Origin of the sequence: Streptomyces resistomycificus, assembly GCF_001514265.1 — a bacterium.
GTDB lineage: Bacteria > Actinomycetota > Actinomycetes > Streptomycetales > Streptomycetaceae > Streptomyces > Streptomyces resistomycificus.
In genome coordinates this window covers 753610-778461 of the sequence record NZ_KQ948989.1, presented here as the reverse complement: position 1 = coordinate 778461, position 24852 = coordinate 753610, and the positions used below count along the sequence as shown (strand labels likewise).

25 protein-coding genes are annotated in these 24852 nt (G+C 71.6%); 5 read left to right on the top strand and 20 right to left on the bottom strand.

Going from position 1 to position 24852, the window contains the following annotated elements; all coding sequences use genetic code 11:
* Positions 1-226: 226 nt before the first annotated feature.
* The 11 genes from aspA to AQJ84_RS08445 form a co-directional block, all read right to left on the bottom strand.
* Complete coding sequence (gene aspA, locus AQJ84_RS08495) at positions 227-1639, bottom strand: aspartate ammonia-lyase (RefSeq protein WP_053190108.1); 1413 nt, start codon at positions 1637-1639, stop codon at positions 227-229.
* 220 nt (positions 1640-1859) lie between these two features.
* On the bottom strand, positions 1860-2876 hold the full coding sequence (locus tag AQJ84_RS08490) for an asparaginase (protein ID WP_030044688.1): 1017 nt from the start codon (positions 2874-2876) through the stop codon (positions 1860-1862).
* 32 nt (positions 2877-2908) lie between these two features.
* Positions 2909-4351: an amino acid permease gene (locus tag AQJ84_RS08485; RefSeq protein WP_030044689.1), complete on the bottom strand. Its 1443-nt coding sequence runs from the start codon at positions 4349-4351 to the stop codon at positions 2909-2911.
* Positions 4348-5025 (bottom strand): FadR/GntR family transcriptional regulator, encoded by a 678-nt coding sequence (locus AQJ84_RS08480; RefSeq protein ID WP_030044690.1) that lies wholly within the window; start codon positions 5023-5025, stop codon positions 4348-4350. The genes AQJ84_RS08485 and AQJ84_RS08480 overlap by 4 nt, the downstream gene beginning before the upstream one ends.
* Positions 5026-5201: 176 nt before the next feature.
* Positions 5202-6038, bottom strand: a complete 837-nt coding sequence (locus tag AQJ84_RS08475; protein WP_030044691.1) for an undecaprenyl-diphosphate phosphatase — start codon at positions 6036-6038, stop codon at positions 5202-5204.
* A gap of 92 nt (positions 6039-6130) precedes the next feature.
* Complete coding sequence (gene crcB / locus AQJ84_RS08470) at positions 6131-6505, bottom strand: fluoride efflux transporter CrcB (RefSeq protein ID WP_030044692.1); 375 nt, start codon at positions 6503-6505, stop codon at positions 6131-6133.
* The gene (locus AQJ84_RS08465) at positions 6502-6882 is read right to left on the bottom strand and encodes a DUF190 domain-containing protein (RefSeq protein ID WP_030044693.1); all 381 of its coding nucleotides are present in this window, start codon (positions 6880-6882) and stop codon (positions 6502-6504) included. The genes crcB (AQJ84_RS08470) and AQJ84_RS08465 overlap by 4 nt, the downstream gene beginning before the upstream one ends.
* Complete coding sequence (gene crcB, locus AQJ84_RS08460; protein WP_030044694.1) at positions 6879-7340, bottom strand: fluoride efflux transporter CrcB; 462 nt, start codon at positions 7338-7340, stop codon at positions 6879-6881. The genes AQJ84_RS08465 and crcB (AQJ84_RS08460) overlap by 4 nt, the downstream gene beginning before the upstream one ends.
* Before the next feature lie 165 nt (positions 7341-7505).
* Positions 7506-8468 carry an SMP-30/gluconolactonase/LRE family protein gene (locus tag AQJ84_RS08455; RefSeq protein WP_053190107.1) on the bottom strand — a complete coding sequence of 321 codons (963 nt, stop codon included), beginning with the start codon at positions 8466-8468 and terminating at the stop codon, positions 7506-7508.
* A gap of 71 nt (positions 8469-8539) precedes the next feature.
* Positions 8540-8827 carry a helix-turn-helix domain-containing protein gene (locus AQJ84_RS08450; protein WP_030044695.1) on the bottom strand — a complete coding sequence of 96 codons (288 nt, stop codon included), beginning with the start codon at positions 8825-8827 and terminating at the stop codon, positions 8540-8542.
* 216 nt (positions 8828-9043) lie between these two features.
* Positions 9044-11065 carry a beta-galactosidase gene (locus AQJ84_RS08445; RefSeq protein ID WP_053190106.1) on the bottom strand — a complete coding sequence of 674 codons (2022 nt, stop codon included), beginning with the start codon at positions 11063-11065 and terminating at the stop codon, positions 9044-9046.
* A 210-nt stretch (positions 11066-11275) separates the two neighbouring features.
* Here AQJ84_RS08445 and AQJ84_RS08440 point away from each other — a divergent pair, with 210 nt between their 5' ends.
* The 5 genes from AQJ84_RS08440 to AQJ84_RS08420 all read left to right on the top strand — a co-directional run bounded on the left by AQJ84_RS08440 (position 11276) and on the right by AQJ84_RS08420 (position 14137).
* A complete protein-coding gene (locus AQJ84_RS08440) occupies positions 11276-12307 on the top strand; it encodes a LacI family DNA-binding transcriptional regulator (RefSeq protein ID WP_030044699.1) in 1032 nt (343 codons plus the stop codon).
* A gap of 154 nt (positions 12308-12461) precedes the next feature.
* Complete coding sequence (locus tag AQJ84_RS08435; protein ID WP_030044700.1) at positions 12462-12959, top strand: DUF2975 domain-containing protein; 498 nt, start codon at positions 12462-12464, stop codon at positions 12957-12959.
* Positions 12959-13192, top strand: a complete 234-nt coding sequence (locus AQJ84_RS08430; protein WP_030044701.1) for a helix-turn-helix domain-containing protein — start codon at positions 12959-12961, stop codon at positions 13190-13192. Before AQJ84_RS08435 ends, AQJ84_RS08430 begins: the two co-directional genes overlap by 1 nt.
* 149 nt (positions 13193-13341) lie before the next feature.
* Positions 13342-13686: a VOC family protein gene (locus AQJ84_RS08425; RefSeq protein ID WP_030044702.1), complete on the top strand. Its 345-nt coding sequence runs from the start codon at positions 13342-13344 to the stop codon at positions 13684-13686.
* A 49-nt stretch (positions 13687-13735) separates the two neighbouring features.
* Positions 13736-14137: a MarR family winged helix-turn-helix transcriptional regulator gene (locus AQJ84_RS08420; protein ID WP_030044703.1), complete on the top strand. Its 402-nt coding sequence runs from the start codon at positions 13736-13738 to the stop codon at positions 14135-14137.
* Between the two features lie 177 nt (positions 14138-14314).
* Here AQJ84_RS08420 and AQJ84_RS08415 read toward each other — a convergent pair whose 3' ends face one another.
* The 9 genes from AQJ84_RS08415 to AQJ84_RS08375 form a co-directional block, all read right to left on the bottom strand.
* Entirely contained in the window at positions 14315-14716 is a 402-nt protein-coding gene (locus tag AQJ84_RS08415) for an SseB family protein (protein WP_030044704.1), read from the bottom strand.
* Positions 14717-14971: 255 nt separating this feature from the next.
* On the bottom strand, positions 14972-15514 hold the full coding sequence (locus tag AQJ84_RS08410; RefSeq protein WP_051870253.1) for a cysteine hydrolase family protein: 543 nt from the start codon (positions 15512-15514) through the stop codon (positions 14972-14974).
* Complete coding sequence (locus AQJ84_RS08405) at positions 15511-17031, bottom strand: purine-cytosine permease family protein (protein WP_051870254.1); 1521 nt, start codon at positions 17029-17031, stop codon at positions 15511-15513. The genes AQJ84_RS08410 and AQJ84_RS08405 overlap by 4 nt, the downstream gene beginning before the upstream one ends.
* 141 nt (positions 17032-17172) lie before the next feature.
* Entirely contained in the window at positions 17173-18075 is a 903-nt protein-coding gene (locus AQJ84_RS08400) for a LysR family transcriptional regulator (protein WP_053190105.1), read from the bottom strand.
* Positions 18076-18090: 15 nt separating this feature from the next.
* Positions 18091-19383: an MFS transporter gene (locus AQJ84_RS08395; RefSeq protein WP_079022577.1), complete on the bottom strand. Its 1293-nt coding sequence runs from the start codon at positions 19381-19383 to the stop codon at positions 18091-18093.
* Positions 19380-20486, bottom strand: coding sequence for a Gfo/Idh/MocA family oxidoreductase (locus AQJ84_RS08390; RefSeq protein ID WP_198536249.1), 1107 nt, complete (start codon positions 20484-20486; stop codon positions 19380-19382). Before AQJ84_RS08390 ends, AQJ84_RS08395 begins: the two co-directional genes overlap by 4 nt.
* On the bottom strand, positions 20483-21079 hold the full coding sequence (locus tag AQJ84_RS08385) for a GNAT family N-acetyltransferase (protein WP_053190104.1): 597 nt from the start codon (positions 21077-21079) through the stop codon (positions 20483-20485). Before AQJ84_RS08385 ends, AQJ84_RS08390 begins: the two co-directional genes overlap by 4 nt.
* On the bottom strand, positions 21076-22326 hold the full coding sequence (gene hemA, locus AQJ84_RS08380; RefSeq protein WP_030044707.1) for a 5-aminolevulinate synthase: 1251 nt from the start codon (positions 22324-22326) through the stop codon (positions 21076-21078). Before hemA ends, AQJ84_RS08385 begins: the two co-directional genes overlap by 4 nt.
* A 491-nt stretch (positions 22327-22817) precedes the next feature.
* The gene (locus AQJ84_RS08375) at positions 22818-24494 is read right to left on the bottom strand and encodes a cellulase family glycosylhydrolase (protein WP_053190103.1); all 1677 of its coding nucleotides are present in this window, start codon (positions 24492-24494) and stop codon (positions 22818-22820) included.
* Between the last annotated feature and the right edge of the window lie 358 nt (positions 24495-24852).

Below are 24852 nucleotides of genomic sequence, written 5' to 3'. Positions count from 1 at the left end.
CGCGAATGCAGCATAGGAGCATTAGTAGCATTTTCTGGAGAATGGCGGGGCGGGCTGCGCCGATCAGCGGTACCACCCCGCCGGTGCCAAGCCGCCGAATTCCCCGGCCACTCGGCGGTGACGCCCGCAGAACGCCTGCGACGCTTCATCCGTGGGTGTGACGGCACCCCGCGTGTCAGCCCGGCGCCCGCACCGGGGCGCCGAGCCGCTCGCGGGGTGCCGCACCTCAGATCCCCCGGGTCGAGCCGCTGCCGGCGAGCACCTCCGGGCGCAGCAGGTCGGCCAGCCGCTCGGCCGGCAGCAGGCCCTTCTCCAGGACGAGTTCGGCCACGCCCCGGCCACTGACGAGGGCCTCCTTGGCGATGTCGGTGGCCGCCGTGTACCCGATGTGCGGGTTGAGAGCGGTGACCAGGCCGATGGAGTTCTCCACACTGGCACGCAGGGCCTCGGTGTTGGCGGTGATGCCGTCGACGCAGCGCTCGGCCAGGGTGAGGCAGGCGGCCCGCAGGTGGGTGACGGACTCCGACAGGGAGTGCAGGATGATCGGCTCGAAGGCGTTGAGCTGGAGCTGTCCGGCTTCCGCGGCCATGGTGATGGTGACGTCGTTGCCGATCACCTCGAAGGCGACCTGGTTGACGACCTCGGGGATCACCGGGTTCACCTTGCCGGGCATGATGGACGAACCGGCCTGCACCGGCGGCAGGTTGATCTCGCCGAGGCCCGCGCGCGGCCCGGAGGACAGCAGGCGCAGGTCGTTGCAGCTCTTCGAGAGCTTGACGGCGATCCGCTTCAGCACGCCCGACATCTGGACGAACGCGCCGCAGTCCTGGGTGGCCTCGACCAGGTTGGCGGCGGTGACGAGCTGGAGTCCGGTGATCTCGGAGAGGTGCCGGCGGGCGGACTCGGCGTATCCGGCCGGGGCGTTGAGGCCGGTGCCGATCGCCGTGGCGCCCAGGTTGATCTCGTGGATCAACTCGACGGCCTCGGCGAGACGGCTGCGGTCCTCGTCGATCATGACCGCGTAGGCGGAGAACTCCTGCCCCAGGGTCATCGGGACCGCGTCCTGCAACTGGGTGCGGCCCATCTTGAGGACCTCGCGGAACTCGACCGCCTTGCGGGCGAAGGAGTCCTGCAGGACGGACATCGCCCGGAGCAGTCCACGTACCGCGAACACCGTCGCGATCTTGACGGCGGTCGGGTAGACGTCGTTGGTGGACTGGCCGAGGTTGACGTCCTCGTTGGGGTGCAGGTGCTCGTACTCCCCCTTGGCGTGTCCGAGCAGTTCCAGCGCCCGGTTCGCGATCACCTCGTTGGCGTTCATGTTGGTCGAGGTGCCGGCGCCGCCCTGGATCACGTCGACGACGAACTGGTCGTGCAGCTTGCCCTCGCGGATCTCCCGGCACGCCTCGACGATCGCGGCGGCCTTGCGCGGCTCCAGCAGACCGAGCTCCTCGTTGGCGAGGGCGGCGGCCTCCTTGACGGCTGCCAGCGCGTCGATCAGATGGGGGTATGCGGAGATCGGAGTGCCCGTGATGGGGAAGTTCTCCGTGGCGCGCAGGGTGTGGACGCCCCAGTACGCCTCGGCGGGAACGTCGCGGTCGCCGAGCAGGTCGTGCTCACTGCGGAGGGATGCGGTCATGAGGGTGCGGCCTCTTTCTGACGGGCGGGGGTGAGGGAGCAGGTGGACAGGGAGAGGCCGGGCGACACGCCTCCGGGGGCGTATCGCCCCGGACGGGCGGGGCTGTGACCTGCTGCGGCCGGGCCGCGTGGGTGCGACCCGTCACGGGGCAGCCGCAACCGGTCGGACACAGCGCCCGCGTCGCTCGGCCGGCCTGCCGCCCGGGTGTGGGAGCGGACCGTCAGGCACAGGCCGACAAGGTCACCGGGGCGAGCGCCCGGACCGGGCGTACGCACCCGACCGGTGTGCCGCCCCCGAGCAGTGACTCCCCCGCGAACTCGGTCAGCAGGTCCGGGTCGACGCCGGCCCGGGCGAGGGCGGCCGCGGCCACCGGGATCCGGGCCCGGTTCGCCCCGTCGGCGATCTTCACGGCCACGGCGCGGCCATCCGGCAGCGCGGCGACCTGGACGCCCTCGAACCCGTCCTTGGCCAGCAGCCCCGGCACGGCCCGCATCAGCGCGGCGACGTCCCGGCCGGAACCGGAGGCCATCTCCGCGTGCTCGCGCATCGCGTCGGCGACGCGCGCCTCGGGGGTGAGTGGTGCGGCCTCGGTGATGCGGGCGGTGGCCCGCGCCAGACCGTGCAGGGAGACGGAGAACAGGGGCGCGCCGCAGCCGTCGACGGTCACCTGGGCGATGCGCTGCCCGGTGAGGTCTTCGACGATCTCCGCGATCGCCTGCTGCAGCGGGTGCGCGGGATCGAGGTAGTCGTCCAGGGACCAGTTGTTGAGCATGCAGACGTACAGCATGGCCGCGTGCTTGCCGGAGCAGTTCTGGGCGAGCCTGGAGGGCAGCCGGCCCGCCCGGACCCAGTCGTCCCGGACGACCGGGTCGAAGGGCAGGTCGGCGACGTTGAGCAGGTGGTCCTCGGTGAGTCCGGCGAGCTCCAGGATGCGCCGGGTGCCGGCGAGGTGGCGTTCCTCTCCGGAGTGGCTGGCCGCGGCGAGCGAGAGCAGCTCGCCGTCGAGTGGGAGGCCCGCCCTGACCATGGCCACGGCCTGTACGGGCTTGAGGGCCGAGCGTGGGTAGAACGCGGCCTCGATGTCGCCGAGTTGGAACCGGACTCCGCCGTCGTCGTCGAGGACGACGACGGAGCCGTAGTGGATGCCCTCGACGACCCCGCCGCGTATGAGGTGGGCGACGGGAGCGTGGAGGGGCTCACGGATCAGGGGTGCGTCCGCGACGGAACTGCTGTTCATCACTGCCTGGTGTGGGTCGGCCGGCGCGTGGCTCACGCGTCGGCTCCGGTGGTGGACTTGCGCGCCGTACGGCCGCGGACGGCGAACCATCCGGCGACCAGCGCCCCGACGATCAGCGGCAGGCACAGCACGGTGGTGCGTCCGGCGCCGCCGTCGGCGTACATGAGGACCAGGACGGAGGCGAGGAAGGCCAGCGTCACGAGTTCGGTCCAGGGGGAGCCCGGCAACCGGTAGCCGGGGCGGTCGAGTTCGCCCCTCTGGGTCTTCTGCCAGAACATCAGGTGGCAGATCATGATCATGCCCCAGGTGGCGAGGATGCCGATCGCGGCGAAGTTGAGCACGATCTCGAAGGCGTCGGCGGGCACGACGAAGTTGAGGCCGACGCCGAGCACGCAGATACCGCTGGTGAGCAGGATGCCGCCGTAGGGGACCTGGCTGCGGCTCATCACTCCGGTGAACTTCGGGGCGGAGCCGGACATCGCCATGGAGCGCAGGATGCGGCCGGTGGAGTACAGGCCGGAGTTGAGCGAGGACATGGCGGCGGTCAGCACGACCAGGTTCATCACGCCGCCGGCCGCGGGGATGCCGATGTTGGACAGCACCGTCACGAAGGGGCTCTCGCCGGCCGTGTACCTGTTCCAGGGCAGCAGCATCGACAGCAGGACCACCGAGCCGACGTAGAACAGGCCGACCCGCCACATGATCGAGTTGATCGCCTTCGGCATGATCTTCTCGGGGTTCTCGGTCTCACCGGCGGCGACACCGACCAGCTCGACGGAGGCGTAGGCGAAGACGACGCCCTGGATGATCAGCAGCATGGGCAGCAGGCCGCTGGGGAAGACGCCGCCATTGTCGGTGATCAGGGAAGGGCCGGGAGTGGCGCCGTCCACCGGGTGCTGGGTGACCAGCAGGAAGATGCCGATACACATGAAGATCACGAGCGCGCTGACCTTGACGATGGCGAACCAGAACTCCAGTTCGCCGAAGATCTTCACCGAGATCAGGTTCACGGTGAGGACCACGGCCAGGGCTATCAGCGCGATCACCCACTGCGGGATGTCGGAGAACATGCCCCAGTAGTGGGTGTACGTGGCCACCGCGGTGATGTCGGCGATGCCGGTGGTGGCCCAGTTGAGGAAGTACATCCAGCCCGCGGTGTACGCGCCCTTCTCGCCCAGGAACTCGCGGGCGTACGACACGAAGGCGCCGGACGAGGGCCGGTACAGGACGAGTTCGCCGAGGGCGCGCACGACGAGGAAGGCGAAGATGCCGCAGACCGCGTAGGCGATGAACAGGGACGGGCCGGCCTCGGCGAGGCGGCCGCCGGCGCCGAGGAAGAGCCCGGTGCCGATCGCGCCGCCGATGGCGATCATGTTGACGTGCCGGGACTTCAGGGACTTGCTGTAGCCCTCGTCTCCGGCGTCGACGTGCACGGTCCGTTTGGGGGTCGCCTCTTGGAGGTGCTGCTCGCTCACGCCTCGGGTCCGCCTTCCAGGGGGGTGTCCGCGCGCTGGGGGCGCACGATGTCGGTGAGGGTGGTCTCGACGCGGTCGAGGTGGTGGGCCATGGCCTCCACCGCGTCGGATTCGGAACCGTCGATCAGCGCCTCGACGATCGCCCGGTGCTCGCGGTTGGACTGCTCGCGCCGGCCGCCGAGCTCGTTGAGGAACGCGGACTGGCGGGCCAGCGCGTCACGGATCTCCTCGATGACCCGGCGGAACACCGGGTTCTGGGCGGCCTCGGCCACACCGAGGTGGAACAGCGTGTCCATCGCGACCCAGGCCGTGGTGTCGGTCTCCCGTTCCATCCGGTCCAGGAGGTGGGCCAGGTGGTCCAGGTTCTCGTGGCTGCGGCGGCGGGCCGCGTACCCGGCGACCGGGATCTCGACATGGCGGCGCACCTCCAGCAGGTCGCTGGCCGCGTAGTCGCCGAAGGTGGGGTCCTCGACGGCGTTGGCGAGGACGAAGGTGCCCTTGCCGGTCTTGGACACGGTCAGTCCCATGGTCTGCAGGGCCCTGAGGGCCTCGCGCAGCACGGGCCGGGAGACCTCGAGCAAGCGGCACAGCTCCGCCTCGGAGGGGAGCTTGTCGCCGATCGCGTAGTCGCCGCGCTCGATGGCGCCGCGCAGATGCCCGAGCACCGCCTCCATGGCACTGACGCGCCGCGGGCCCTGACTGGCTGTCTGGCTGTCTGACAGGTTCACGGGAGTGATACTCCGGGGGGCACGCGGCCCGTGTCAAGGTCGCTGAAACAGAAAATTCACGGGGCGTGAACTCTGAAACAGATTTCACACCCCGTGTGCGCGGCGTCGGGACAGCGCTGCTGTCAGCCGCTCAGTCCGCCCGTGGCCAGCAGCCCGAACAGCAGCACGCCCACGAAGATCCGGTACACCACGAAGGCGTTGAAGGAGTGCTTGGCGACGAACTTCAGCAGCCAGGCGATGGACGCGTAGGCCACGCCGAAGGAGACGACGGTCCCGACGGCGAGCGGGGCCGCGCCCACCCCGGCACCGAGGGCGTCCTTGAGTTCGTACAGGCCGGCGCCGGTCAGGGCCGGAATGCCGAGGAAGAAGGAGAGCCGGGTGGCGGCGACGCGGTCCAGGTCCAGGATCAGCGCCGTGGACATGGTGGCGCCGGAGCGCGAGAAGCCCGGGAAGAGCAGCGCGAGGATCTGCGAACCGCCCACCAGCATGGCGTCCTTGAACGAGGTGTCGTCCTCGCCCCGCTTGTGCCGCCCCATCTGGTCCGCCGCCCACATCACGCCGCTGCCGACGATCAACGAGCCCGCCACCACCCACAGCGAGGCGAGCGGCCCCTCGATGAGCGGCTTGGCGGCCAGCCCCACCACGACGATCGGGATCGTCGCGCAGATCACCCACCAGGCGAACCTGTAGTCGTGGTGGTAGCGCTCCTCCCGGTTGACGAGCCCGCGGCCCCAGGCGGAGACGATCCGCACGATGTCCTTGAAGAAGTACACGAGCACGGCGGCGATCGCCCCGACCTGGATCACGGCCGAGAACCCGACGACGGAGTCGTCGTCGACCGGGATCCCCATCAGCCCTTCGACGATCTTCAGATGCCCCGTGGAGGAGACGGGAAGGAACTCGGTCACACCCTCGACCACTCCGAGGACGACGGCCTGACCGACGCTGATGACGCTCATGGGATCCAGTTCTGCTCAGGGGGCGGGTGCGGCGGGCTCTGTCTTACTACACGCGGACGAGAGCCGGCCCACACGCGATCACGCGCAGCCGCCTAGCCCCACACCGCCTGCGCCACCGCCACGCCCGCGAAGGCGGCCCCCAGACCCGCGGCCACGCTGCCGATCACGTTCACCGCGGCATGGAACCCCGCGCCCGTCTCGGTCAGCCGGAGCGTCTCGTACGAGAAGGTCGAGTACGTGGTCAGCGCCCCGCACAGGCCGGTGCCCAGGAGCAGTTGGAGGTGGGAACCGGCGGCTTGGGAGGCTGCCGCGCCCGTCAGCAGGCCGAGGACGAGACAGCCCACGACGTTCACCGCGAAGGTGCCCCAGGGGAAGACCGAGTCGTGCCGGGACTGCACGGCCCGGTCGGTGAGATAGCGGAGCGGCGCACCGACGGCCGCCCCCGCGACGACCAGCAGCCAGTTCACAACCACTTCTTACCCTTCGTGTCCGGATTGCCCTTTTCGCTCTCCCGGCCGGCGTACCTGATGACCTCGCAGTCGTCGAGGATCACCAGTCCCTCGGTGACGAGTTCGTCGAGCTGCGGCAGGAAGGCCCGGACCCGCTCCTCGTCGTCCACGATCACGATCGCCACCGGCAGGTCCTCGCTCAGCGACAGCAGCCGGGAGGTGTGGATCAGGGAGGAGGCGCCGAAGCCCTCGATGCCGCGGAAGACGCTGGCTCCGGCGAGGCCGGTAGCGTGGGCGCGGTGCACGATCTCGGTGTAGAGGGGCCTGCGGTGCCAGGTGTCGTGCTCGCCGACGAGGACGGTGACGCGCAGGGCACGGCCGGTGAGCCGGGTCATCGCTGCCTCCACTTCAGTACGCGGCGGGTGGCCGAGGCCGCGAGCCACACCGCCGTCAGCGCCGCGAGGAGGGTCGCTGCGAGGTAGGCCAGGCCGGTGCGCGGGTGGCCGGCGTCGAGCAGTTTCTGGACGTCCACGGCGTACGTCGAGAAGGTGGTGAAGCCGCCGAGCACTCCGGTGCCGAAGAACGGGCGGACGAGCCGGTGGGCGGCCCACACCTCCGTGATGACCACCATGAACACGCCGATCACGGCGCAGCCGACGACGTTGGTCCAGAACGTGGACCAGGGGAAGCGACCTGGTGGGGTGGGCCATCCGAGCGAGAGCCCGTACCGGGCGCAGGCGCCGATGACGCCGCCGAGCGCGACCACCGCGACGACAGGGGCCTGGCCGCGCAGGTCGGACTTGCGCCGCGGTGCCGCGGGAGCGCCGAGGCTGTCGGTGTGCTGCGCTGTCATCGTCGTACGTCTCCTACTCGCCGGGGCCCTGGTGTGCGGGCGCGCTCCATCGCAAGTAGGGACCGTTGGCGGCGACCGAGCCGCGGTTCGGGTACGGCGGGCCCCACCGCCGCGCCGCGAGGTGATCGCGGCTGCTCCACAGGGTATCCCGGGGCTGTGCCCGGGTCACTTCGTGCTCGGCGCCTCGCAGACGGCGACGCCCCGCTCCCACAGGCTTCCCAGGATCAGCCCGCCCGCGGCCTCGCAGACGCTGGTGACCATGCGGAAGCCGGAGTGGCGGCGGGTGAGGTGGTGGACGATCTCGCCGTGGTCGTCGACCGCGAGGACCCCGACGGCCCCCGAGGGGCGGAACGGTGCGCGCACGGCGACGCGGGCGGCGGCACGGCGGACGTCGGGGGTGGCTCGGTGCAACAGGTCGAGGGGCGGGACACGGGGGCCTGCCAGCGAGACCCAGACGGGACCGTCGGGGGCGCCGCGCCAGAGGTTGTCGGGCATGCCCGGGAGACGGTCGACGAAGGGTTCGCGGTGGCCCGCCTTCGGTCCGGTGAGCCAGAAACGGGTCAGCCGGCAGGCGCCGGTCTCGGCGACGATCAGGAACCTCTCGTCGGCGCTCGGCGCGAGACCGTTGGCGAACTGCAGTCCCTCCAGCAGGACTTCGGGTGTGTCGCTGCCCGGCGCCAGGCGCAGCAGGCGGCCGGTGCCGGTGTGTTCGACGATGTCGCCGATCCACTCCTCCAACGGGTAGCGGCGGCTGGAGACGGTGAAGTACACGGTCCCGTCGGACAGGGCGACCACGTTGCTGCAGAACCGCAGCCGCTCCCCCGCCACCGTGTCGGCGAGGACGCGTACCGTGCCGTCGGCCACATCCACGCCGAGCAGCCCCCGCTCCGCGTCACAGACCAACAGGCCGTCGTCCGGCAGGAGTTGCAGTCCGAGCGGTCGGCCACCGGTCCTGGTGATCACTTCGACACGGGGCGCGAAGGGCTCGGCCAGGCCGTCCAGCCGCAGGATACGGCCGTCCTCCAGCCCGGTCAGCACCCGTCCGCGGGCGTCGGCGACGACGTCCTCGGGTCCACGGCCGCCGATCGCGACGTAGTGGCGGGGGATCAGAGCCGCGGGACGGTGCATGCGTGCCTGCCCTTCGCTGTGCTGTCACAGTCGGGTCCTCCTGGCGGGCGGGTACCGCGTGGGCCTGCCGCCTACCAGCCTTTCTCGAACATGCGGGCCACCTCGGCGATCCGTATGTCGTCGCGCCGGTAGTGGGTGCGGCGCCGGATCCGGGTGGTGCGGAGCAGGCCGAGGTCCGCGAGCAGGTCGAGGTGGGTCTCGGCGACGGCGCGGCGCACCCCGAGCTTGCGGGCGACGGCCTCGGCGGTCACGCCGTCCGTGACGAGATCGGCGTGCCGCTGCGGCGGGAAGTGCGCAGCGGGGTCCGTCAGCCATTCCAGGATGTCCAGGCGCCTGTGGCCGGTGGGAGTCCTCAGCATGCCGTTCCCCTCCGTCCGGGGCTCCTCTTACCGCGTCTTCCCACTGTGGCGCAGTCGACGCCGCCCCGCACCGGAGTCCTCGACGTTGTCCGGTATCGAACTCCCTTGCGACACAAGGGGGTTCGGTACACGCGCCTTCCGGGTGGGGGTCCTGGAGGAGTGACGTGCCCCCTCCGCCCGCGGCTCGCGCGCTCGCACGGGCGGAGGGGAGCCTGGTCAGCCGTCGAGTCGCACGACCCGGACGGCGCCCGCCGGGACCGGCAGACGGCCCGCGGCGCGCTCACCGGTCAGCAGCTCGGTGCCGTCCGCGCCGAGGGGCACCTTGACGTCCGAGGCCGTGTGGTTCACGGCGAACAGGTAGGTGCCGGACTCGCCGGTGCGCCGCACCACCTCGACGTCGCGGGGCAGGTCGGCGCGCGTGCTGACGTCCGCGTCCTCCACGGCCCAGCCCAGCAGGACGTCCAGGCCCTGGACGGGCAGGCGGGTGGAGACGTACCAGGCGGTGCCCGCGCCGAGGCGGTGCCGGGTGACGGCCGGGTGTCCCGCGGCCGGACCGTCGGCGTACGTCCACACGGTCTCGGCGCCGCGCGGCACCACGAACTCGGTCCACACGTCCGCGGTGAGCTCCGAGCCGTCGGGCCCGGTGATGCGCACCGACTGGTCCCGGAGGAGGGGCGAGAACTCCTCGACGGTCAGGCCGAGCACGTCCCTGAGCGGCCCCGGGTAGGCACCCTCGTGGACGGCGTCGTGCTCGTCGACGATGCCCGAGAAGTACGACACGACGAGGGTGCCGCCGTTCTCGACGTACTCCGCGATGTTGCGGCCGGCCGCCTCCGTCATCAGGTACAGCGCCGGCACGACGACAAGGGGATACCTCGACAAGTCGGCTTCCGGGTGGGCGAAGTCGACGGTGAGGTGACGGTCGTACAGCGCCTCGTAGAAGGCGTCGGCGCGTTCGCGCGGGTCGTGGTCCTCGCTGGGGCGCCACTGGAGGTTCTGTGCCCACCAGGACTGCCAGTCCCACAGGACGGCCACGTCGGCGACGGTGCGGGTGTCACGGACGGTGCTCAACGAGTCGAGCCAGGCGCCCAGTCGGACCACTTCGCGCCACACCCTGGTGTCCGTGCCGCCGTGCGGGACCATCGACGAGTGGAACTTCTCGGCGCCTCGCCGCGACTGGCGCCACTGGAAGAACATGGCGCCCTCGGAGCCGCGGGCCACGTGGGCGAGGGAGTTGCGGGCCATCTGGCCGGGCGCCTTCGCGGGGTTGCGGGGCTGCCAGTTGACCCCCGAGGTGGAGTGTTCGAGCAGCAGCCAGGGGGCACCGCCCGCGACCGAGCGGGTGAGGTCTGCGGCCATCGCGAGGTTCACGTGGGTGCGGCGGCCGTCGGTGATCAGGTAGTGGTCGTTGGTGACCAGGTCGACCTCGCGGCCCCAGGCCCAGTAGTCCACCGAGTCGCACTGGCTGAGCGCGGTCATGAAGTTGGTGGTGACCGGGACGCCGGGCGAGAGGCGGTGCAGGATGTCCCGCTCCATCACGAAGTTCTCGCGCATGGTGGCGTCGGCGAACCGCTTGTAGTCCAGCGCCTGGCCGGGGTTGCCGACGGTGGGTGCCGTGCGCGGCGGGTTGATCTGGCCGAGGTCGGCGTAGCGCTGGCCCCAGAAGGCGGTGCCCCAGGCCGCGTTGACCCCCTCGACCGTGCCGTACGTCGAGGCCAGCCAGCGGCGGAAGTGGGCGGCGCAGGAGTCGCAGTAGCAGGCGGAGACGGGGACGCCGTACTCGTTGTGCACGTGCCACATGGCCAGGGCCGGGTGGCCGGCGTAGCGCTCGGCGAGCCTGGTGGTGATGTTCGCGGCGGCCGCCCGGTAGTCGGCGTTGCTGTGGCAGATCGCGCCGCGCGAGCCGAACGCGAGGCGGACGCCGTCGGCCGTCACGGGCAGTGCGTCGGGGTGGTCACGGTAGAACCAGGCCGGGGGCACCACGGTGGGCGTGCCGAGGTCCACACGGACGCCGTTGGTGTGCAGCAGGTCCAGGACCCGGTCGAGCCAGCCGAAGTCGTACACGCCCGGTTCGGGCTCCAGCAGGGCCCAGGAGAAGATCCCGACGCTCACCATGGTGACGCCGGCCTCCCGCATCAGCCGTACGTCCTCCTCCCAGACGCTCTCCGGCCACTGCTCCGGGTTGTAGTCCCCGCCGAAGGCGAGCCTGGTGAGGCCCCTGGGGGTGGTCTCCGGCATGGGTCTCTCCCGTTTCTGGTGGTTGGGAAGCATATTGGGAACGTGCACACACCGCTTGGGCGGCGCCCAGCCCAAGATAACCGTACCGAGGTGACGCTTGCCAAGTATTCCTTCTCGGTCATTGCTGTGCACGATCACAGGCGATCAGAGGCTCCGGGGGACGTCTCACGGCTATGGCAGCGGCCATCCGCCCTCGGGGGCCTTAGAGTCGTGACCATGAACAATGCGGGGGGCCGGCGCAGGCCGCCGACGATCCACGACGTGGCGCGGGAGGCAGGGGTCTCGCGCGGCACCGTCTCACGCGTGCTCAACGGCGGGCACTACGTCAGCCCCGCCGCGCAGGAGGCGGTCAACGCCGCCATCCGCAAGACGGGTTACGTCGTCAACCGGCACGCCCGTTCGCTGATCACCGGGCGTTCCGACTCCGTCGGCTTCCTGCTGACCGAACCACAGGAGCGGTTCTTCGAGGATCCCAACTTCAACGTCCTGTTGCGCGGCTGCACGCAGGCGCTGGCCGCGCACGACGTCCCGCTGCTGCTGATGCTCGCCGGGACCGAGGACGAACGGCGGCGCATCACGCGGTACATCACCGCCGGGCACGTCGACGGTGTGCTGCTCGTCTCCAGCCGCTCCGGGGACCCGATCGCCGAGGAGCTGCGCGAGGCGGGCGTGCCGCTGGTCGCCTGCGGCAAGCCCATAGGACTCGGCTCCCGGGTGAGCTACGTGGCGGCCGACGACCGGGACGGCGCCCGGGACATGGTGCGCCACCTGCTGTCCCTGGGCCGCCGCCGCATCGGCGTGGTCACCGGCCCGCTGGACACCCCGGGCGGTGTGGAGCGCCTCGCGGGCTACAAGGAGGTGCTCACCGACGCGGGTGTCGGGATCGACGAGCGGCTCGTCGTCCCGGGCGACTACAGCCGCCTCAGCGGCGAGACGGGCGCCGAGCGACTGCTCGCACAGGCTCCGGACATCGACGCCGTCTTCGTCGCGTCCGACCTGATGGCCCAGGGCGTCCTGACGGCCCTCGAACGGGCCGGACGCCGAGTCCCCCAGGACGTGGCGGTGGGCGGCTTCGACGACTCACCCGCCGCCCTGGCCACCCGCCCCGAACTGACGACGATCCGGCAGCCCTGGGACCGCATCAGCGCCGAGATGGTCCGCGTGCTGCTGGCCCAGATCGGGGGCGAGGATCCGGCGGCGGTCATCCTGCCCACGGAACTGGTGAAGCGACAGTCGACGTGAGGCGGCGCCCGGGGGCCTGACCCCCGGGTTCGGCGCGAGGCTCGACCGGAACGATCCCCCTGACCCCGTCCCACCTGGCGGGGGTGGGCTCACGCCTTGCCCCACCTATCGAATTTCGATAGATTTCCATCGTTGTTCGATGGAGGGAGAGGCGATGGGAAAGCTGACCGTACTCGCGCTGCGCGGAGTGCTCGGGGCGTTGCTGGCCGGCACCGTGTTCGTGCAGGCGGTGATGGTGCCGCTGCTGGCCGCGGATCTCGACGATCTGGACGCGGACGCCGCACACGTGCGCACACCGACGCTGGTGATCGTCGTCCTGGGGGTGGTGGCGGTCCAGGTCGTGCTGGTCTGCGTGTGGCGGCTGGTCACGATGGTGCGGCGCGGAACGGTGTTCTCCCACGGCGCCTTCCGGTACGTCGACGTCGTGATCGGCGCCTTCCTGGCGGCCGCGGCGCTGGTGTTCGCACTCGGAGTGGTCCTGGCGCCGGGCGAGGCCGTGGCCCCGGGCGTCGTGCTCCTGCTGGGCGGGGTCGGCCTGGCCGTCCTGGGCGTGGCGCTCATCGTGCTCGTGCTGCGCATGCTGCTCGCCCAGGCCGTCGCGCGGGACATCCAGGCGACGCGGATGCAGGCCGAGCTGGCCGAGGTGATCTGATGCCGATCGTCGTCGACATCGACATGATGCTGGCCAGGCGGAAGATGCCGGTGGGCGAGCTCGCGGAACGCGTCGGGATCACACCCGCCAACCTGGCGGTGCTCAAGAACGGCAGGGCCAAGGCGGTGCGCTTCACGACGCTCGCCGCGCTCTGCGAGGCACTCGACTGCCAGCCGGGCGACCTGCTGCGCTATGAGGCCGAGGAGAACGCCAAGGTGACCGCGGACGCCTGATACCCGCCGGCGATGCCGCCGCCTGTCGGCGCTGGACCGAGTCCGCGCCGCGGAACCGGTCAGGATCGAAGAAGCGGCACCGCGCTCCCCCGCCCTAGCGTGGAACCACCGACGAAATCCGTCGACGACACCCCGCCGAGGAGAACGCCATGACCGCCGGACTCAGGACGATCATCTACCCCGTCAAGGACCTCGCCCCGGCGAAGTCGCTGTTCAGCGCCCTGCTGGGGGTGGAGCCGTACACCGACGAACCGTATTACGTCGGATTCCGGGCGGCCGGGCAGGAGGTCGGCCTCGACCCCAACGGACACGCGAAGGGCATGACCGGGCCCGTGCCCTACTGGCAGGTGACCGACATCAGGACGACGCTGTCGGCGCTGCTGGCCGCCGGGGCTCAGACGGTCCAGGACGTCCAGGACGTCGGCGGCGGCAGGCTGATCGCCTTCGTGAAGGACCCGGACGGCAACCTCGTCGGCCTCCTCCAGGACGCCTGAGACGCTTCGCCCGTCCGCATGTCGATGCACACGCATTAACATCAGGTGTATGGCAGTGAACGCGGCCGACACCCGGCTCGAAGAACAGTGGCGGGACATCCTGTCCGTGCACGCGCGCACGATGTGCGAGATCGACCGCGCGCTGCATCCGCACGGGCTGGGCGCCAGCGACTTCGAGGTGCTCGACGTCCTCGCCTCGGAGGCTCCCCGGGAAGGCGACCAGTGCCGGGTGCAGAACCTCGCCGGGCGGGTCCACCTCAGCCAGAGCGCGTTGTCGCGCCTCATCGGACGTCTGGAGAAGGACGGTCTGGTGGAGCGCTCGGTCTGCGTGGAGGACCGGCGTGGTGTGTGGGTCGCCCTGACCCGCAAGGGACGCGACCTGCACAGCGAGGTGCTGCCACTGCAGCGCGAGGTGCTGACGCGCACACTGGGCCGGGCGTCCGGCGCCTGAGCGCGCCTCGCACCGTGCCATAGGAGGCCGCCGAGGGACGGTCGGCGCCACTCGGGCCCCGGCGCGCGAGAACCCGGGTGCGGGCGCGGGATACCGCCCACACCCGACCGGGTCCGGGCGCTCATCGGGCCGCTCGGCGGCGGCCGGTTCCGTCCCGTTCGGTCTGAGGCCGAACGCCTAAGGCCTGGCCAAGAGCGTGCGCACACCCTCCGAGGTGAGCGTCAGCGGGTGCGCCGAGCTCGCGTCGATGGTGAGCGACAGGTCGTCGGCGGGCCACTGGGCGGCGAGAGCGCCCAGCGGGACGAGACGGTAGCGGGAGACGTACGGCAGGAGCTCGGCCATCTCCGGCTCGGAGGTGAACACGGGCACCACCGGAGCGCCGTCCGTCTGTTCGAGAACCGGCAGCGCCACGATGCTCGCGTCACCGGCCTCCTCCTGACCGGCGTCGTCGGGTACCGGCACCAGCACCTCGCTGCTCGCGAGCGTGGCCAGCGCCGTGGTGTCCTCGGTGTTCTCGGCCAGCGCGTCCAGCGCCCGCCGGGCAGGTGTGACGGTGTTGTCGTACGCGGGTGTGTCCATGATTGATGTTTCCCCTGGTAGCGGCGGTAGTGCGGCACGCCCGGGACAAGATCGCCCCGGGAGCGGTCCTGCTCGCGTACCCGACCGGGGCCGGAGCAATCCTGTGGGACCGCGGTGGATGTGAGGGTCTCGAGGGAGCGGCGAGGACGAGCGCACGCCGGAGCTGACGTGCTTGCGCACATCCCGCGTGACCGAGTCCGTGCGCGGGCCCGCGCACGGATCCGCGGGGGTGACCGTGCCGGGACCGACCGTGATTCAGCCGCGGGTCAGTTCCTCGACGGTGACCACCCGGATGAGCGGACGGTAGAGGTCCATCAACGAGAGGGCCTGGGCGTGCGAGGTGTCGTCGGCGCCCGCGCACGCGTCGGCCGCCACGAGGACCTCCACTCCGGCGTCGGCCGCGGCCAGCGCGGTGGACAGGACGCAGCAGTCGGTGCTGACCCCGGCCAGGACCAGGCGCCCTTCGGGGAGGGTGCGGGCGGCGAGCTCGGGGGTCCACTTGCCGAAGGTGGGGGCGTCCAGCACCTGCTCGGCCCGGGCGGCGAACTCGTCGGCCAGCCGCCACAGCGGGGCGTCGGGCGGTCGCAGCGCGAAGGGCCACCGTTCGTAGTAGGCCCGCCACGCGCCGGTGGGCTCGTCGGGGGCCAGGAAGCGGGTGAAGGTGACGCGGTCCCCGAACGCCGGCAGCAGCCGTCGTACGCCCTGCGCCGCCTGCTCGAAGCGGGGGGCCGCCCACGGACTGCCGGGGTCGGCGAAGACCTGCTGCATGTCGATGACGGCGAGCAGGCCCGCGGTCACGCGATCGTCCCCGCGTCCGCGCCGGGACTCGGCGGCGCTCCCTCCTGCGCACGGACGCGGCCGCGTCCCAACGCCAGGGTGCCGAGGAAACCGGTCGCGAGGGCGATGAGGACACCGAGGTTGGCGTACGCCCAGGAACCGGACCTGCCGCCCAGGCCCAGGGGGCCGAGCAGGTAGCCCTGCCACTCCAGCCAGTTCGCGGCCGAGTTGGTGACCAGGCCCCAGCCCGCGGCGGTGGCGGCGAGGGTGAGCAGCAGCGGGGTGGCCGGGAGATCGCCGTAGCGGCCCCCGGGCCGGTAGAGGTCCCCCTCGTCGTAGTCGCGGCGGCGCAGCAGCAGGTCGGCGAGCATGACCCCGCACCATGCGGCGATGGGCACGCCGAGCGTGGTCAGGAAGCCCATGAACTGGCCGAGGAAGTCGTCCGCGACGAAGACGATGTAGACCGAGCCCGCGATCATCAGGACGCCGTCCACGAGGGCGGCCAGGTAGCGGGGCACCCGAAGGCCCGCGGAGAGCAGGGCGAGGCCGGAGGAGTAGATGTCGAGGACCGCGCCGCCGACCAGGCCGAGCACCGCGACCACGGCGAAGGGGACCAGGAACCAGGTGGGCAGGATCGTCGTCAGCGCGCCGATCGGGTCGGCGGCGACGGCCGTCTCGAGGCCGGCCGAGGAGCCGGCCAGCAGCAGGCCGAAGACCAGCAGGAGCAGCGGCGCCACGGACGCGCCGAAGGTGGTCCAGCCGACCACGCCCCGGCTCGACGAACTGCGGGGCAGATAGCGGGAGTAGTCGGCGGCGGCGTTGACCCAGCCGAGCCCGAAGCCGGTCATCATGAACACCAGCGCGCCGATGAACTCCTGTGCGGAGCCCGCCGGTACGGCGCTGACGGTGCTCCAGTGGACGTGGTCGGCGACGAGCACGACGTAGACGAGCGTGAGCACACCGGTGACCACGGTGATGACGGTCTGCAGGCGCATGATCACGTCGAAGCCCATCACGCCGCCTACGACGGTCAGCGCGCCGACCAGGACCAGGGCGACGACCTTGGTCCCGGTGCCGCCACCCCAGCCGAGCCGGTCGAAGACGGTCGCGGTGGCCAAGGTGGCGAGGGAGCACAGGACCGTCTCCCAGCCGACGGTGAGCATCCAGGAGACCACCGACGGCAGCCGGTTGCCGCGCACGCCGTACGCGGCGCGGCTGAGGACCATGGTCGGCGCGGAGCCGCGCTTGCCGGCGACGCCGACGAAGCCGCACAGCAGGAACGAGAAGACGATGCCGATGACTCCGGCGACCAGTGCCTGCCAGAAGGAGATGCCGAAGCCCAGCACGAAGGCGCCGTAACTCAGCCCGAGGACGGAGACGTTGGCGCCGAACCAGGGCCAGAACAGCGTGCGTGGTGTGCCCTTGCGGTCGGCGTCGCCGATCACGTCGAGACCGTGCGTCTCCACCTGGAGCTGCCGGCCTGCGGGGCTGCCGCCGGTTGTACCGGTGCGGTCCGTCGTGTCTGCGGAGTCTGCCATCGCCGCCTGCCTGTCCGTATGCGTCCGGCGGACAGTAAGTCGGGCGGAGTAGGGCGTCAAGAGCGCCGCGGCCGCCCGCCCGGAGGACGGTCGACGCGCCCGGAACGGCAGGGGCGGGCGGCAGTTGGCACGTGCCGGGCGTCAGCAGGCCGGCGTCGTCCTCGGTGTCGTCGCGGCGCTCCGGCCCCGCGGCCTGTCCTGCGCGGCATCCTCGGTCAGCACGGTCGCCAGCTGTTCGGCGTGCGGATGCGGGTTGGTGCGGGGACGGACGTAGGAGAGGACCGCGGGTGGGGCACCGGCCACCGGGAGGTAGCGGACGTCGGGGTCGGGGTGTCCGGCCGCGACCGAGGCGGGCAGCGCGCCGACGCCGCGGCGGGCGGCGACGGCGTGCAGGTACTCGTCGAGGTTGGCGGCCTCCGCGCCGATCTCCGGCCGGGCCCCGGTCGGCCAGTCGTCCGGCGTGAGGGTGCCGCTCACCGTGTTCAGTACGAGGCAGCGGCGGCCCAGATCGCCCCAGGTCACCGAGTCCCGTACGGCGAGCGTGGAGCGGTGCGAGATCGCCGCCACCCGCTCCTCCCGCAGCACCTCCACCGCGGTGTACCGCGGGTCGTCGACGCGGCCCCACAGCAGGGCGGCGTCCACCGAGCCGTCGGCGAGTCCCGCGGTCGGGTCGTCGCGGCGGACCAGCTCCACCAGCACCTGGTGCTCCTGCTCCATCAGCTCGACGGCCCGGCGGCCGCGCCGCATCGGGAACCCCCAGCTGTAGCCGAGCCGCAGCGGCCGGTCGGTGGCCGGCGGCCGGAGTGCCGCCTCCAGCCGGGGCAGCAGCACCTTGAGCTCGGCCTGGAGGCGCAGTCCCTCCGCGGTGAGCTGCGGGTGGCGGGTGCTGCGGTCCAGCAGCGACCGGCCCAGCGCCTCCTCCAGGCGCCGGATCTGGCGGCTGAGGGTGGGCTGGGAGACACCGAGCCGGTCGGCGGCCCAAGTGAAGTGCTGTTCCTCGGCGAGCGTGAGAAAGCACCGCAGGTGGTGTATGCCGATGTCCATATTGGTCAGGTTAGTTCACCTCCGGGCCGCACTCGCACGGGGTGCGGCAGCGGGCGTGGTGACACCGGTCTCGTCTCCGTCGTCGACGGTGCGGCGGCTGAAGCGCCGTACGACCGTCAGATGCAGCACCAGCCCCAGGGCCGCCAGGGCCGCCGTGCAGTACGGCAGGGACGCGGGCCGCAGTCCTGCGGCCAGCACCATGCCGCCGAGGGCGGAGCCGATGGCACTGCCGAGGTAGACGGCGGAGCTGTTCAACGACACAGCCACAGCGGAGTGGCGGGGCTGAGCGGCGATCAACTGGTGCTGCTGCGGCACCTGCAGGGCCCAGCCTGCGGCACCCCAGACGACCAGCGGCACGACGAGCGCCCAGGCGGCGGGTGCGGCGGTCGGCAGTGCCAGGTGCGCCAGGACGACCAGCAGCAGTACCGCCCCGACGACGGTGAACGGCCGCTTCGTACGGTCCACCAGCGGGCCGACGAGGAGGCTGCCCAGGACGCCGCCCGCGCCCCACGCCCACAGCGCCCAGACGTTCTGGTCCAGGTGCGCGGCGTCTTCCAGGACCGGCGCGAGGTACGTGTACAGGCCGAGGCTGGCCACTCCCCCGAGCAGGGACACGAAGGCGATGCCGGCGACGCGGCCGTCGGTGAGGATGCGGGCGCGTTCGCGCAGCGGCGGCGGAGGGGCGGCCTCGGTGCGCGGCAGGAGGGCGGCGATGCCGGCGAGGGCGAGCGCTCCGAGGCCGGTGATCAGCCACAGGGTGCCGCGCCAGCCGACCTGTTCGGCGAGCAGCACGCCGATGGGCACGCCGACGACGGTACCGATGCTCATGCCGCCCATGACCAGGGCCAGACTGCGCCCGCGGCGCTCCGGCCCGGCGAGGCCGGCCGCGGTGGCGGCGGCCATCGGCGAGTAGACACCGGCGCCGATGCCCGCCAGCGCGCGGGCGAGCAGCAGGACGGGCAGCGCGGGGGCGAGGGCGGTGAGCGCGTTGCCGAGGGTGAACACGGCCAGCGCGACGGCGAGTACGACCTTGGCCGGGCGGCCGGCCAGGGCGGTCGCGAAGAAGGGCGCCGCCAGGGCGTAGCAGAGGGTGAAGACGGTGACCATCTGCCCGGCGGACGACTCGGTGACGTTCAGGTCGCCCGCGACGTCCGGCAGCAGTCCGGCCATGACGTAGGCGTCGAGGCCGAGGGCGAAGGCGCCCAGGGCGAGGAGGAGGACGAAGCGTCCGCTGTGCGGGCGGGGGGCCGGGGTTCCGGTCCCCGGGGTGGCGCTGTTCGGTGTTCCGGTGGTGGGTGAGGTGGTCATCCCAGTCGCTCCCAGTCTGCTTCGGCGATCACCGCGCGTCCGTCCGGGAAGTAGCGGGCGGGGCCGGTGACGTGGGCCGTCGCTTCGATCTTGTTGAGCAGCCGCTGCAGTTCCAGCGACTCGTCGAGCCCGGCGAACGGCACGAAGGGTTCCTGCCGCCGGTGCACGTACCGCAGGACGTCCGCGGTCAGGCGGCGGAGTTTGACGACGCCGCGCAGGTCGGCCGGTGCCTCCCGGCCACGGGTGTCGACCTCACACAGGGTGACCTCGGTGCCGTTCTCCCGCTTCCAGACACGCAGGTGGTCGGCGTCCCACACGGGGGTGTCGTACTCCGTGCTCGCGTAGACGAGTCCGCCGTCGGGGGCGCGGAAGGCGCAGTCGATCGTGCGTTGCCGGACGATGTTGGTGAAGCTGCTGTAGGCGCTGACCACCGCGTCGCCGAGGCGGGCGGTGAGGGCGACACTGTCCAGGACGTCGGGCCCCGAGATCGAGAAGTCCGAGCAGACGCCGACCGCGTCCTGGACACGCAGCTGGGCGCCCACCGGGCCGAGTTGACGCAGCAGGTCCAGGGAGTGGATGACCTCGCTGGTCACGCCGACCGTGGGCCGGTGGTCGTTGATTCGGTCCTTGCCCCAGGTGGCGTGGGCGCGCACCAGCGTCAGACCGTGGTGGCGTACGTACTGCTGGAGGGCGGTCGTGGCGTCCGAGTAGCGCTCGACGAGGTCCAGCGCGAACCCGGACGCCCCGCGCAGCGCGCCCGCGACCGCGTCGAGGTCGTCGCGGGCGGAGGTGAGGGGTTTCTCGGCGATGACGAAGCCCTGGTAGCCGTCGAGGCCGGTGAGGATCTCGGCGTGGGCCGAGTCGGTGACGGCGACGACGACCAGGTCCGGGGCGAACTCGTCCAGGGCCGTGCGCAGGGACGCGAAGTACGGGATGTCCTGCCGGCCCTGGTGGCGTGCGTGGTAGGCGACCTCCAGGCGGGCGCCGATCTCCAGGTCGCCGGAGAGGCTGCGCAGGGCGGTCAGGAAGCGGGACCCGGCGTATCCCATGCCCGCGACGAGGACGCGCAGCGTGCCGGGTTCGGTGGGGGGTGGCTGGTTCATACGGGGCTTTCCTCCCGGGCGTGGCGTGCGGGCCGCGCGTCGAGCGGGGCGGGGGCGGGTGCACCGGCGGGGCGCGCGGCGTCGGGTGCGGGCAGCGGCTTGAACAGCAGGTCCTCGCCGGTGGGCCGGAATCCGCGGTGGCGGTAGAACTCGGTGGCGGTGGGCGTGGTCTGCAGGACGATTTCGTCCGCGCCCTGCCCCTGCAGCCATCGGGCCAGGTCGTCGAGGACGGCGGCGCCCAGTCCCCGGCCGCGGTCGCGGGGGTCGGTCACCACTGACTGGAGCCATCCGGCACGGCCGCTCGGACAGGCGGGCGAGGGTGCCCGCTGGTCGACGACGGCGGTGGCGCAGGCCCGCAGCCGGCCGGGCCCGGGCACGACGGCGACCCGCACGTCCGCCGCCGTGCCGAGCCGGTCGGCCAGCCACGCGCGGTAGCGGCCCCGCCAGGCGGCGCTCTGCTCCGGGGTGCCGGCGGCGTACGGCGCGGCGGACGCCGGGTCCTCCAGCAGCAGCGCGCGCAGCCGGATCAGTTCGTCGACGTCCTCCGGTACGGCGGCCCGGACCACCGGGGTGGAGGTCTCGGCGGCGCTCACGCGGCCCGCCCCACGGACGCCGCCTCGGAGGCCAGGGGCTGCGGGACCTCGTGGAAGTCGGCGAAGACCGCGGTGAGGGAGCGGACGAGGTGGGTGATGTCCTCGTCGGTGTGGTTCGGGGTGACGTTGATGCGGAAGCGCTCGGTTCCCACCGGGACGGTCGGGGAGTTGATGGGCTGGAGGTAGACGCCGTACTCCTCCAGGAGCCGTGCGGCCGACCGCTTGCACAGGTCGGCGTCGCCGACCAGCACCGGCAGGACGTGCGTGTCGCTGCACGGCATGACCTCGATGCCGGCGGACCGCAGCGCGGTGCGCAGCTGGGCTGTCTTGCGGTGCAGGGCCTCGCGCTCGGCCTCGGAGGACTTCAGGTGCTGCACGCTGGTGTGGCAGGCGGCGACCACGGCGGGCGGCAGCGAGGTGGTGAAGATGAAGCCGGAGGCGAAGCTGCGGACCGCGTCGACCAGCGTGGCCGAGCCGGTGATGTAACCGCCGATCACGCCGATGGCCTTCGCCATGGTGCCCTGGATGATGTCGACCTGGCCGGCGACGCCCAGACCGGCGGCGATGCCGGCGCCGCGCGGGCCGTACATGCCGATGGCGTGCACCTCGTCGAGGTAGGTCAACGCGTTGTGCCTGCGGGCGACTTCGACGATCTCCCGGATCGGGGCGATGTCGCCGTCCATGGAGTACACGGACTCGAAGGCGACGATCTTCGGCCGGTCCGCGGGCTGTTCGGCGAGGATCCTCTCCAGGTGCTCGACGTCGTTGTGACGGAAGATCGCCCGGTCCGCGCGGGTGCTGCGGATGCCGTTGATGATCGAGGCGTGGTTCAGTTCGTCGGAGACGATGACGGGGTCCGGCAGGACGCGCAGCAGGCACTGCAGGGTGGCGTCGTTCGAGCCGTATCCGGTGGGGAAGACCAGCGCGGCCTCCTTGCCGTGCCAGTCGGCCAGCGAGGCCTCCAGCGCGGCGTAATGGGCGTGCGTGCCGCCGATGTTGCGGGATCCGCCGGAGCCGGCGCCGTACTCGTCGACCGCGCGGTGCATCGCGGTGAGGACGTCCGGGTGCTGCGACATACCGAGGTAGTCGTTGCTGCACCAGACGGTCACGGGCTTCGGGCGGCCGTCGACGCCGCGGTGCACGGCTTCCGGGTAGGCTCCCGCCCGCCGGTTGATGTCGACGAACTCCCGGTACTGACCGCGCTCGCGGAGGTCTTCCAGCTTGCCGGTCAGGTATTCCTCGTACATGGAGTACATACGGTGGTGTACTGCTCTCTGTCCTCGTCCGCCCCCGAGGGCGACGACAGGCTCTCTGTCCCGAGCAGTACAACAATGTGGGTGTCATCTACACCAATGTCGGCGGCGCATGTGAGATGCAGCGGCTGCATGAGTGCTGCTCGCGTGCGTGGCGTGCGCCCGGAGTGCGAGGACCGGGCGGGCGTCTTGCTCCGGGAACAGAGACTCCGCCTCGTCGTCGAGTCCCGGCGCGTCGAGGGCGGCCGGCGGCCGACTCGGCGTGATCGTCGGGTAGTTGGGTGGTTGGAGTCGCATTCCAGCCCGGTCCGGCAACTCCTGTCCGATCCACATGGCGGCGGTCCGGGCCGCCGTCATGCGGGCGGGTGGGCGGCCCGCGGCCACGACCGTGCCCGTTCGACCGGGGCGGTCACCCCGGTCGAACGGGCACGGTCGTCCTGGTCGGCGGGCACGGTCGTCCTGGTCGGCGGGCACGGTCTTCCTGGTCAAGTGGTGGTGCAGGCCGATCCGTTGAGCGTGAACGCCGTCGGAGCGGTGTTCTTGGACCCCTTGGCGGCGATGAAGCCGAGGGTGACCGAGCCGGCGGCGGGGATGGTGGAGGTGTAGGAGGCGGGGGTGACGCTCACCTTGCCGCCGGTCTGGGTGGGCGTTCCGCCCCACATGTTGGACACGGTCTGGCCGTCGGCGAAGGTGAACGCCAGGGTCCAGCCGCTGATGGCGGTGGTGCCGGTGTTGCGGATGACGATCTCGCCCTGGAAACCGCCGGGCCACTCCCCGGACGCGCGGTAGCCGACGGAGCACTTGCCGGCCGGGGCACTGCCGGTGGTGACGCTCACGGTGGCCGAGCGGGCGGAGCGGTTGCCGGCCGCGTCCCGGGCGTAGACGGCGAAGGTGTACGCGGTGTCGGCGGTGAGGCCGGTGACGGTGACGGAGTTGGTGGTGGAGGCGGCGGCCTTGGTCTCGGAGCCGCCGTCGACGCGGACCACGTCGTAGCCGGTGACGCCGACGTTGTCGGTGGCCGCGGTCCAGGTGAGGGCCGCGGAGGTGGCCGTCACGGAGGAGGCGGTCGGGGTGCCGGGGGCGCTCGGGGCCTGGGTGTCGCCAGGGTTCGTGCCGCCGAAGACGGTGGCTTCCTTCGACGTCTGGGCGATGCCGTTGGCGCCGTGGAAGATGCGCTCACCCCAGGAGCTGAGCCGGTCCGGGTCGAAGCCGATCGCCAGGTCGAGGATCGGGTCGGTGTTGCCGCTCCAGGACCAGGCCAGATAGCCGAGGTCGAGCCGCTGGGCGGTGGCCATCATGGTGTCCTCGTCCGGGTCGCCCCACTGGTCGGCGGGTCCTCCGAACTCGCCGATGAGGAGGGGCAGTCCGGCGTCGACGAAGGCGTTCAGGTAGTCGGTGATCTCCTGGGCGGTGTCGTAGACGCTGTACATGTGGATCGAGAAGATCAGGTTGCCTGTGGTGTCGGCGTCGTACACGGACCGGGCGTTGGTCCGCATGACGTTCTGCCAGTCCTGGCCCCAGTTGGGCGCGTCGACCATGATCGTGTGCTCGAACCCGGCACCGCGCAGCTTCTTCACGGCGGCGATGGTGGGGTCGGTCCAGCCGGCGGGGTCGGTGTTGCCCCAGGGCTCGTTGCCGATGTTGATGATGACGTAGTCCTCCTCGCCGGCGAGGACGTCCTTGAGGCCGATCCAGTAGTCGGCCGCGTGGTCGAGCGTCCCGGCCGCGGCCTCCTCTCCGTAACCGGTGGTGTCGTGCACCTCCAGTACGCAGATCAGCCGGTTGGCCTTGCACTGGGTGACCACGTTCGCCACGTCGGCGGGGCTGTTCTCGGTCCAGCGGTGGCCGTCCGAGAGGACCACGCGGACGCTGTTGGCGCCGAGCGCCTTGACGTCGGCCAGTGACTGCGTCTCGCCCGGGTACCAGGTGTGGGCGTGGTTGACGCCACGCATCACGAAGTCGTTGCCGTTGCCTTCGAGGAGGCGGCCGTCACTGATGTGCAGACCGGCGGCGCGGACACCGGGCGTCGCGCGGGCCTCGGCCTGGGCCAGCGCGACGCTCGGGCACAGAACGCCCAGCACGGCGAGCCCCAGGAGGGCGGCCAGACCGGTCAGCAGACGGGCCAGTGGATCCTTTCGTGTCGTACCTCTTGCTGTCCTCACTGCGACTCCAGGGGGTGAGCGCCGAGAAACTCAGGCATCAGAAGTGTCATGGGAGCGCTCCCATGAAGCCACTATGCCAAGTACACGTCAAGATGTCGCGCAGGCATCGTCACGTCGGCCCGCGACTTCGGAGTCGGCGGCCGCGGCACGCAGGGAGGGGTGCCGGGTCGGCGGCGACACCCCGGGCCGGCGGCGGGCCCGGGCTTCTCGAGCCGGCGGCCGGTTCGCCGGTCAGCGGCCCCCGGCCTCAGCGGAGCGCTCCCGGTGTCGGCGGATCTCGTCGTGGTGGTCGGCGGCCCAGTCGAGTTCGTCCCGCACGCCGGTGTTCGTCGTCGGTTACGGGCTCCGGGATCCCCCC

Coding starts and splice junctions, on each gene's coding strand:
- AQJ84_RS08475 (WP_030044691.1), bottom strand. CDS start 6,038: ATGAGCGTCATCAGCGTCGGTCAGGCCGTCGTCCTCGGAGTGGTCGAG.
- AQJ84_RS08390 (WP_198536249.1), bottom strand. CDS start 20,486: ATGAACCAGCCACCCCCCACCGAACCCGGCACGCTGCGCGTCCTCGTC.
- AQJ84_RS08395 (WP_079022577.1), bottom strand. CDS start 19,383: ATGACCACCTCACCCACCACCGGAACACCGAACAGCGCCACCCCGGGG.
- AQJ84_RS08465 (WP_030044693.1), bottom strand. CDS start 6,882: ATGACCCGGCTCACCGGCCGTGCCCTGCGCGTCACCGTCCTCGTCGGC.
- AQJ84_RS08430 (WP_030044701.1), top strand. CDS start 12,959: ATGCCGATCGTCGTCGACATCGACATGATGCTGGCCAGGCGGAAGATG.
- hemA (WP_030044707.1), bottom strand. CDS start 22,326: ATGTACGAGGAATACCTGACCGGCAAGCTGGAAGACCTCCGCGAGCGC.
- AQJ84_RS08450 (WP_030044695.1), bottom strand. CDS start 8,827: ATGCTGAGGACTCCCACCGGCCACAGGCGCCTGGACATCCTGGAATGG.
- AQJ84_RS08490 (WP_030044688.1), bottom strand. CDS start 2,876: ATGAACAGCAGTTCCGTCGCGGACGCACCCCTGATCCGTGAGCCCCTC.
- AQJ84_RS08420 (WP_030044703.1), top strand. CDS start 13,736: ATGGCAGTGAACGCGGCCGACACCCGGCTCGAAGAACAGTGGCGGGAC.
- AQJ84_RS08455 (WP_053190107.1), bottom strand. CDS start 8,468: ATGCACCGTCCCGCGGCTCTGATCCCCCGCCACTACGTCGCGATCGGC.
- AQJ84_RS08425 (WP_030044702.1), top strand. CDS start 13,342: ATGACCGCCGGACTCAGGACGATCATCTACCCCGTCAAGGACCTCGCC.
- AQJ84_RS08405 (WP_051870254.1), bottom strand. CDS start 17,031: ATGGCAGACTCCGCAGACACGACGGACCGCACCGGTACAACCGGCGGC.
- aspA (WP_053190108.1), bottom strand. CDS start 1,639: ATGACCGCATCCCTCCGCAGTGAGCACGACCTGCTCGGCGACCGCGAC.
- crcB (WP_030044694.1), bottom strand. CDS start 7,340: ATGACAGCGCAGCACACCGACAGCCTCGGCGCTCCCGCGGCACCGCGG.
- AQJ84_RS08400 (WP_053190105.1), bottom strand. CDS start 18,075: ATGGACATCGGCATACACCACCTGCGGTGCTTTCTCACGCTCGCCGAG.
- AQJ84_RS08445 (WP_053190106.1), bottom strand. CDS start 11,065: ATGCCGGAGACCACCCCCAGGGGCCTCACCAGGCTCGCCTTCGGCGGG.
- AQJ84_RS08480 (WP_030044690.1), bottom strand. CDS start 5,025: ATGGAGGCGGTGCTCGGGCATCTGCGCGGCGCCATCGAGCGCGGCGAC.
- AQJ84_RS08415 (WP_030044704.1), bottom strand. CDS start 14,716: ATGGACACACCCGCGTACGACAACACCGTCACACCTGCCCGGCGGGCG.
- AQJ84_RS08435 (WP_030044700.1), top strand. CDS start 12,462: ATGGGAAAGCTGACCGTACTCGCGCTGCGCGGAGTGCTCGGGGCGTTG.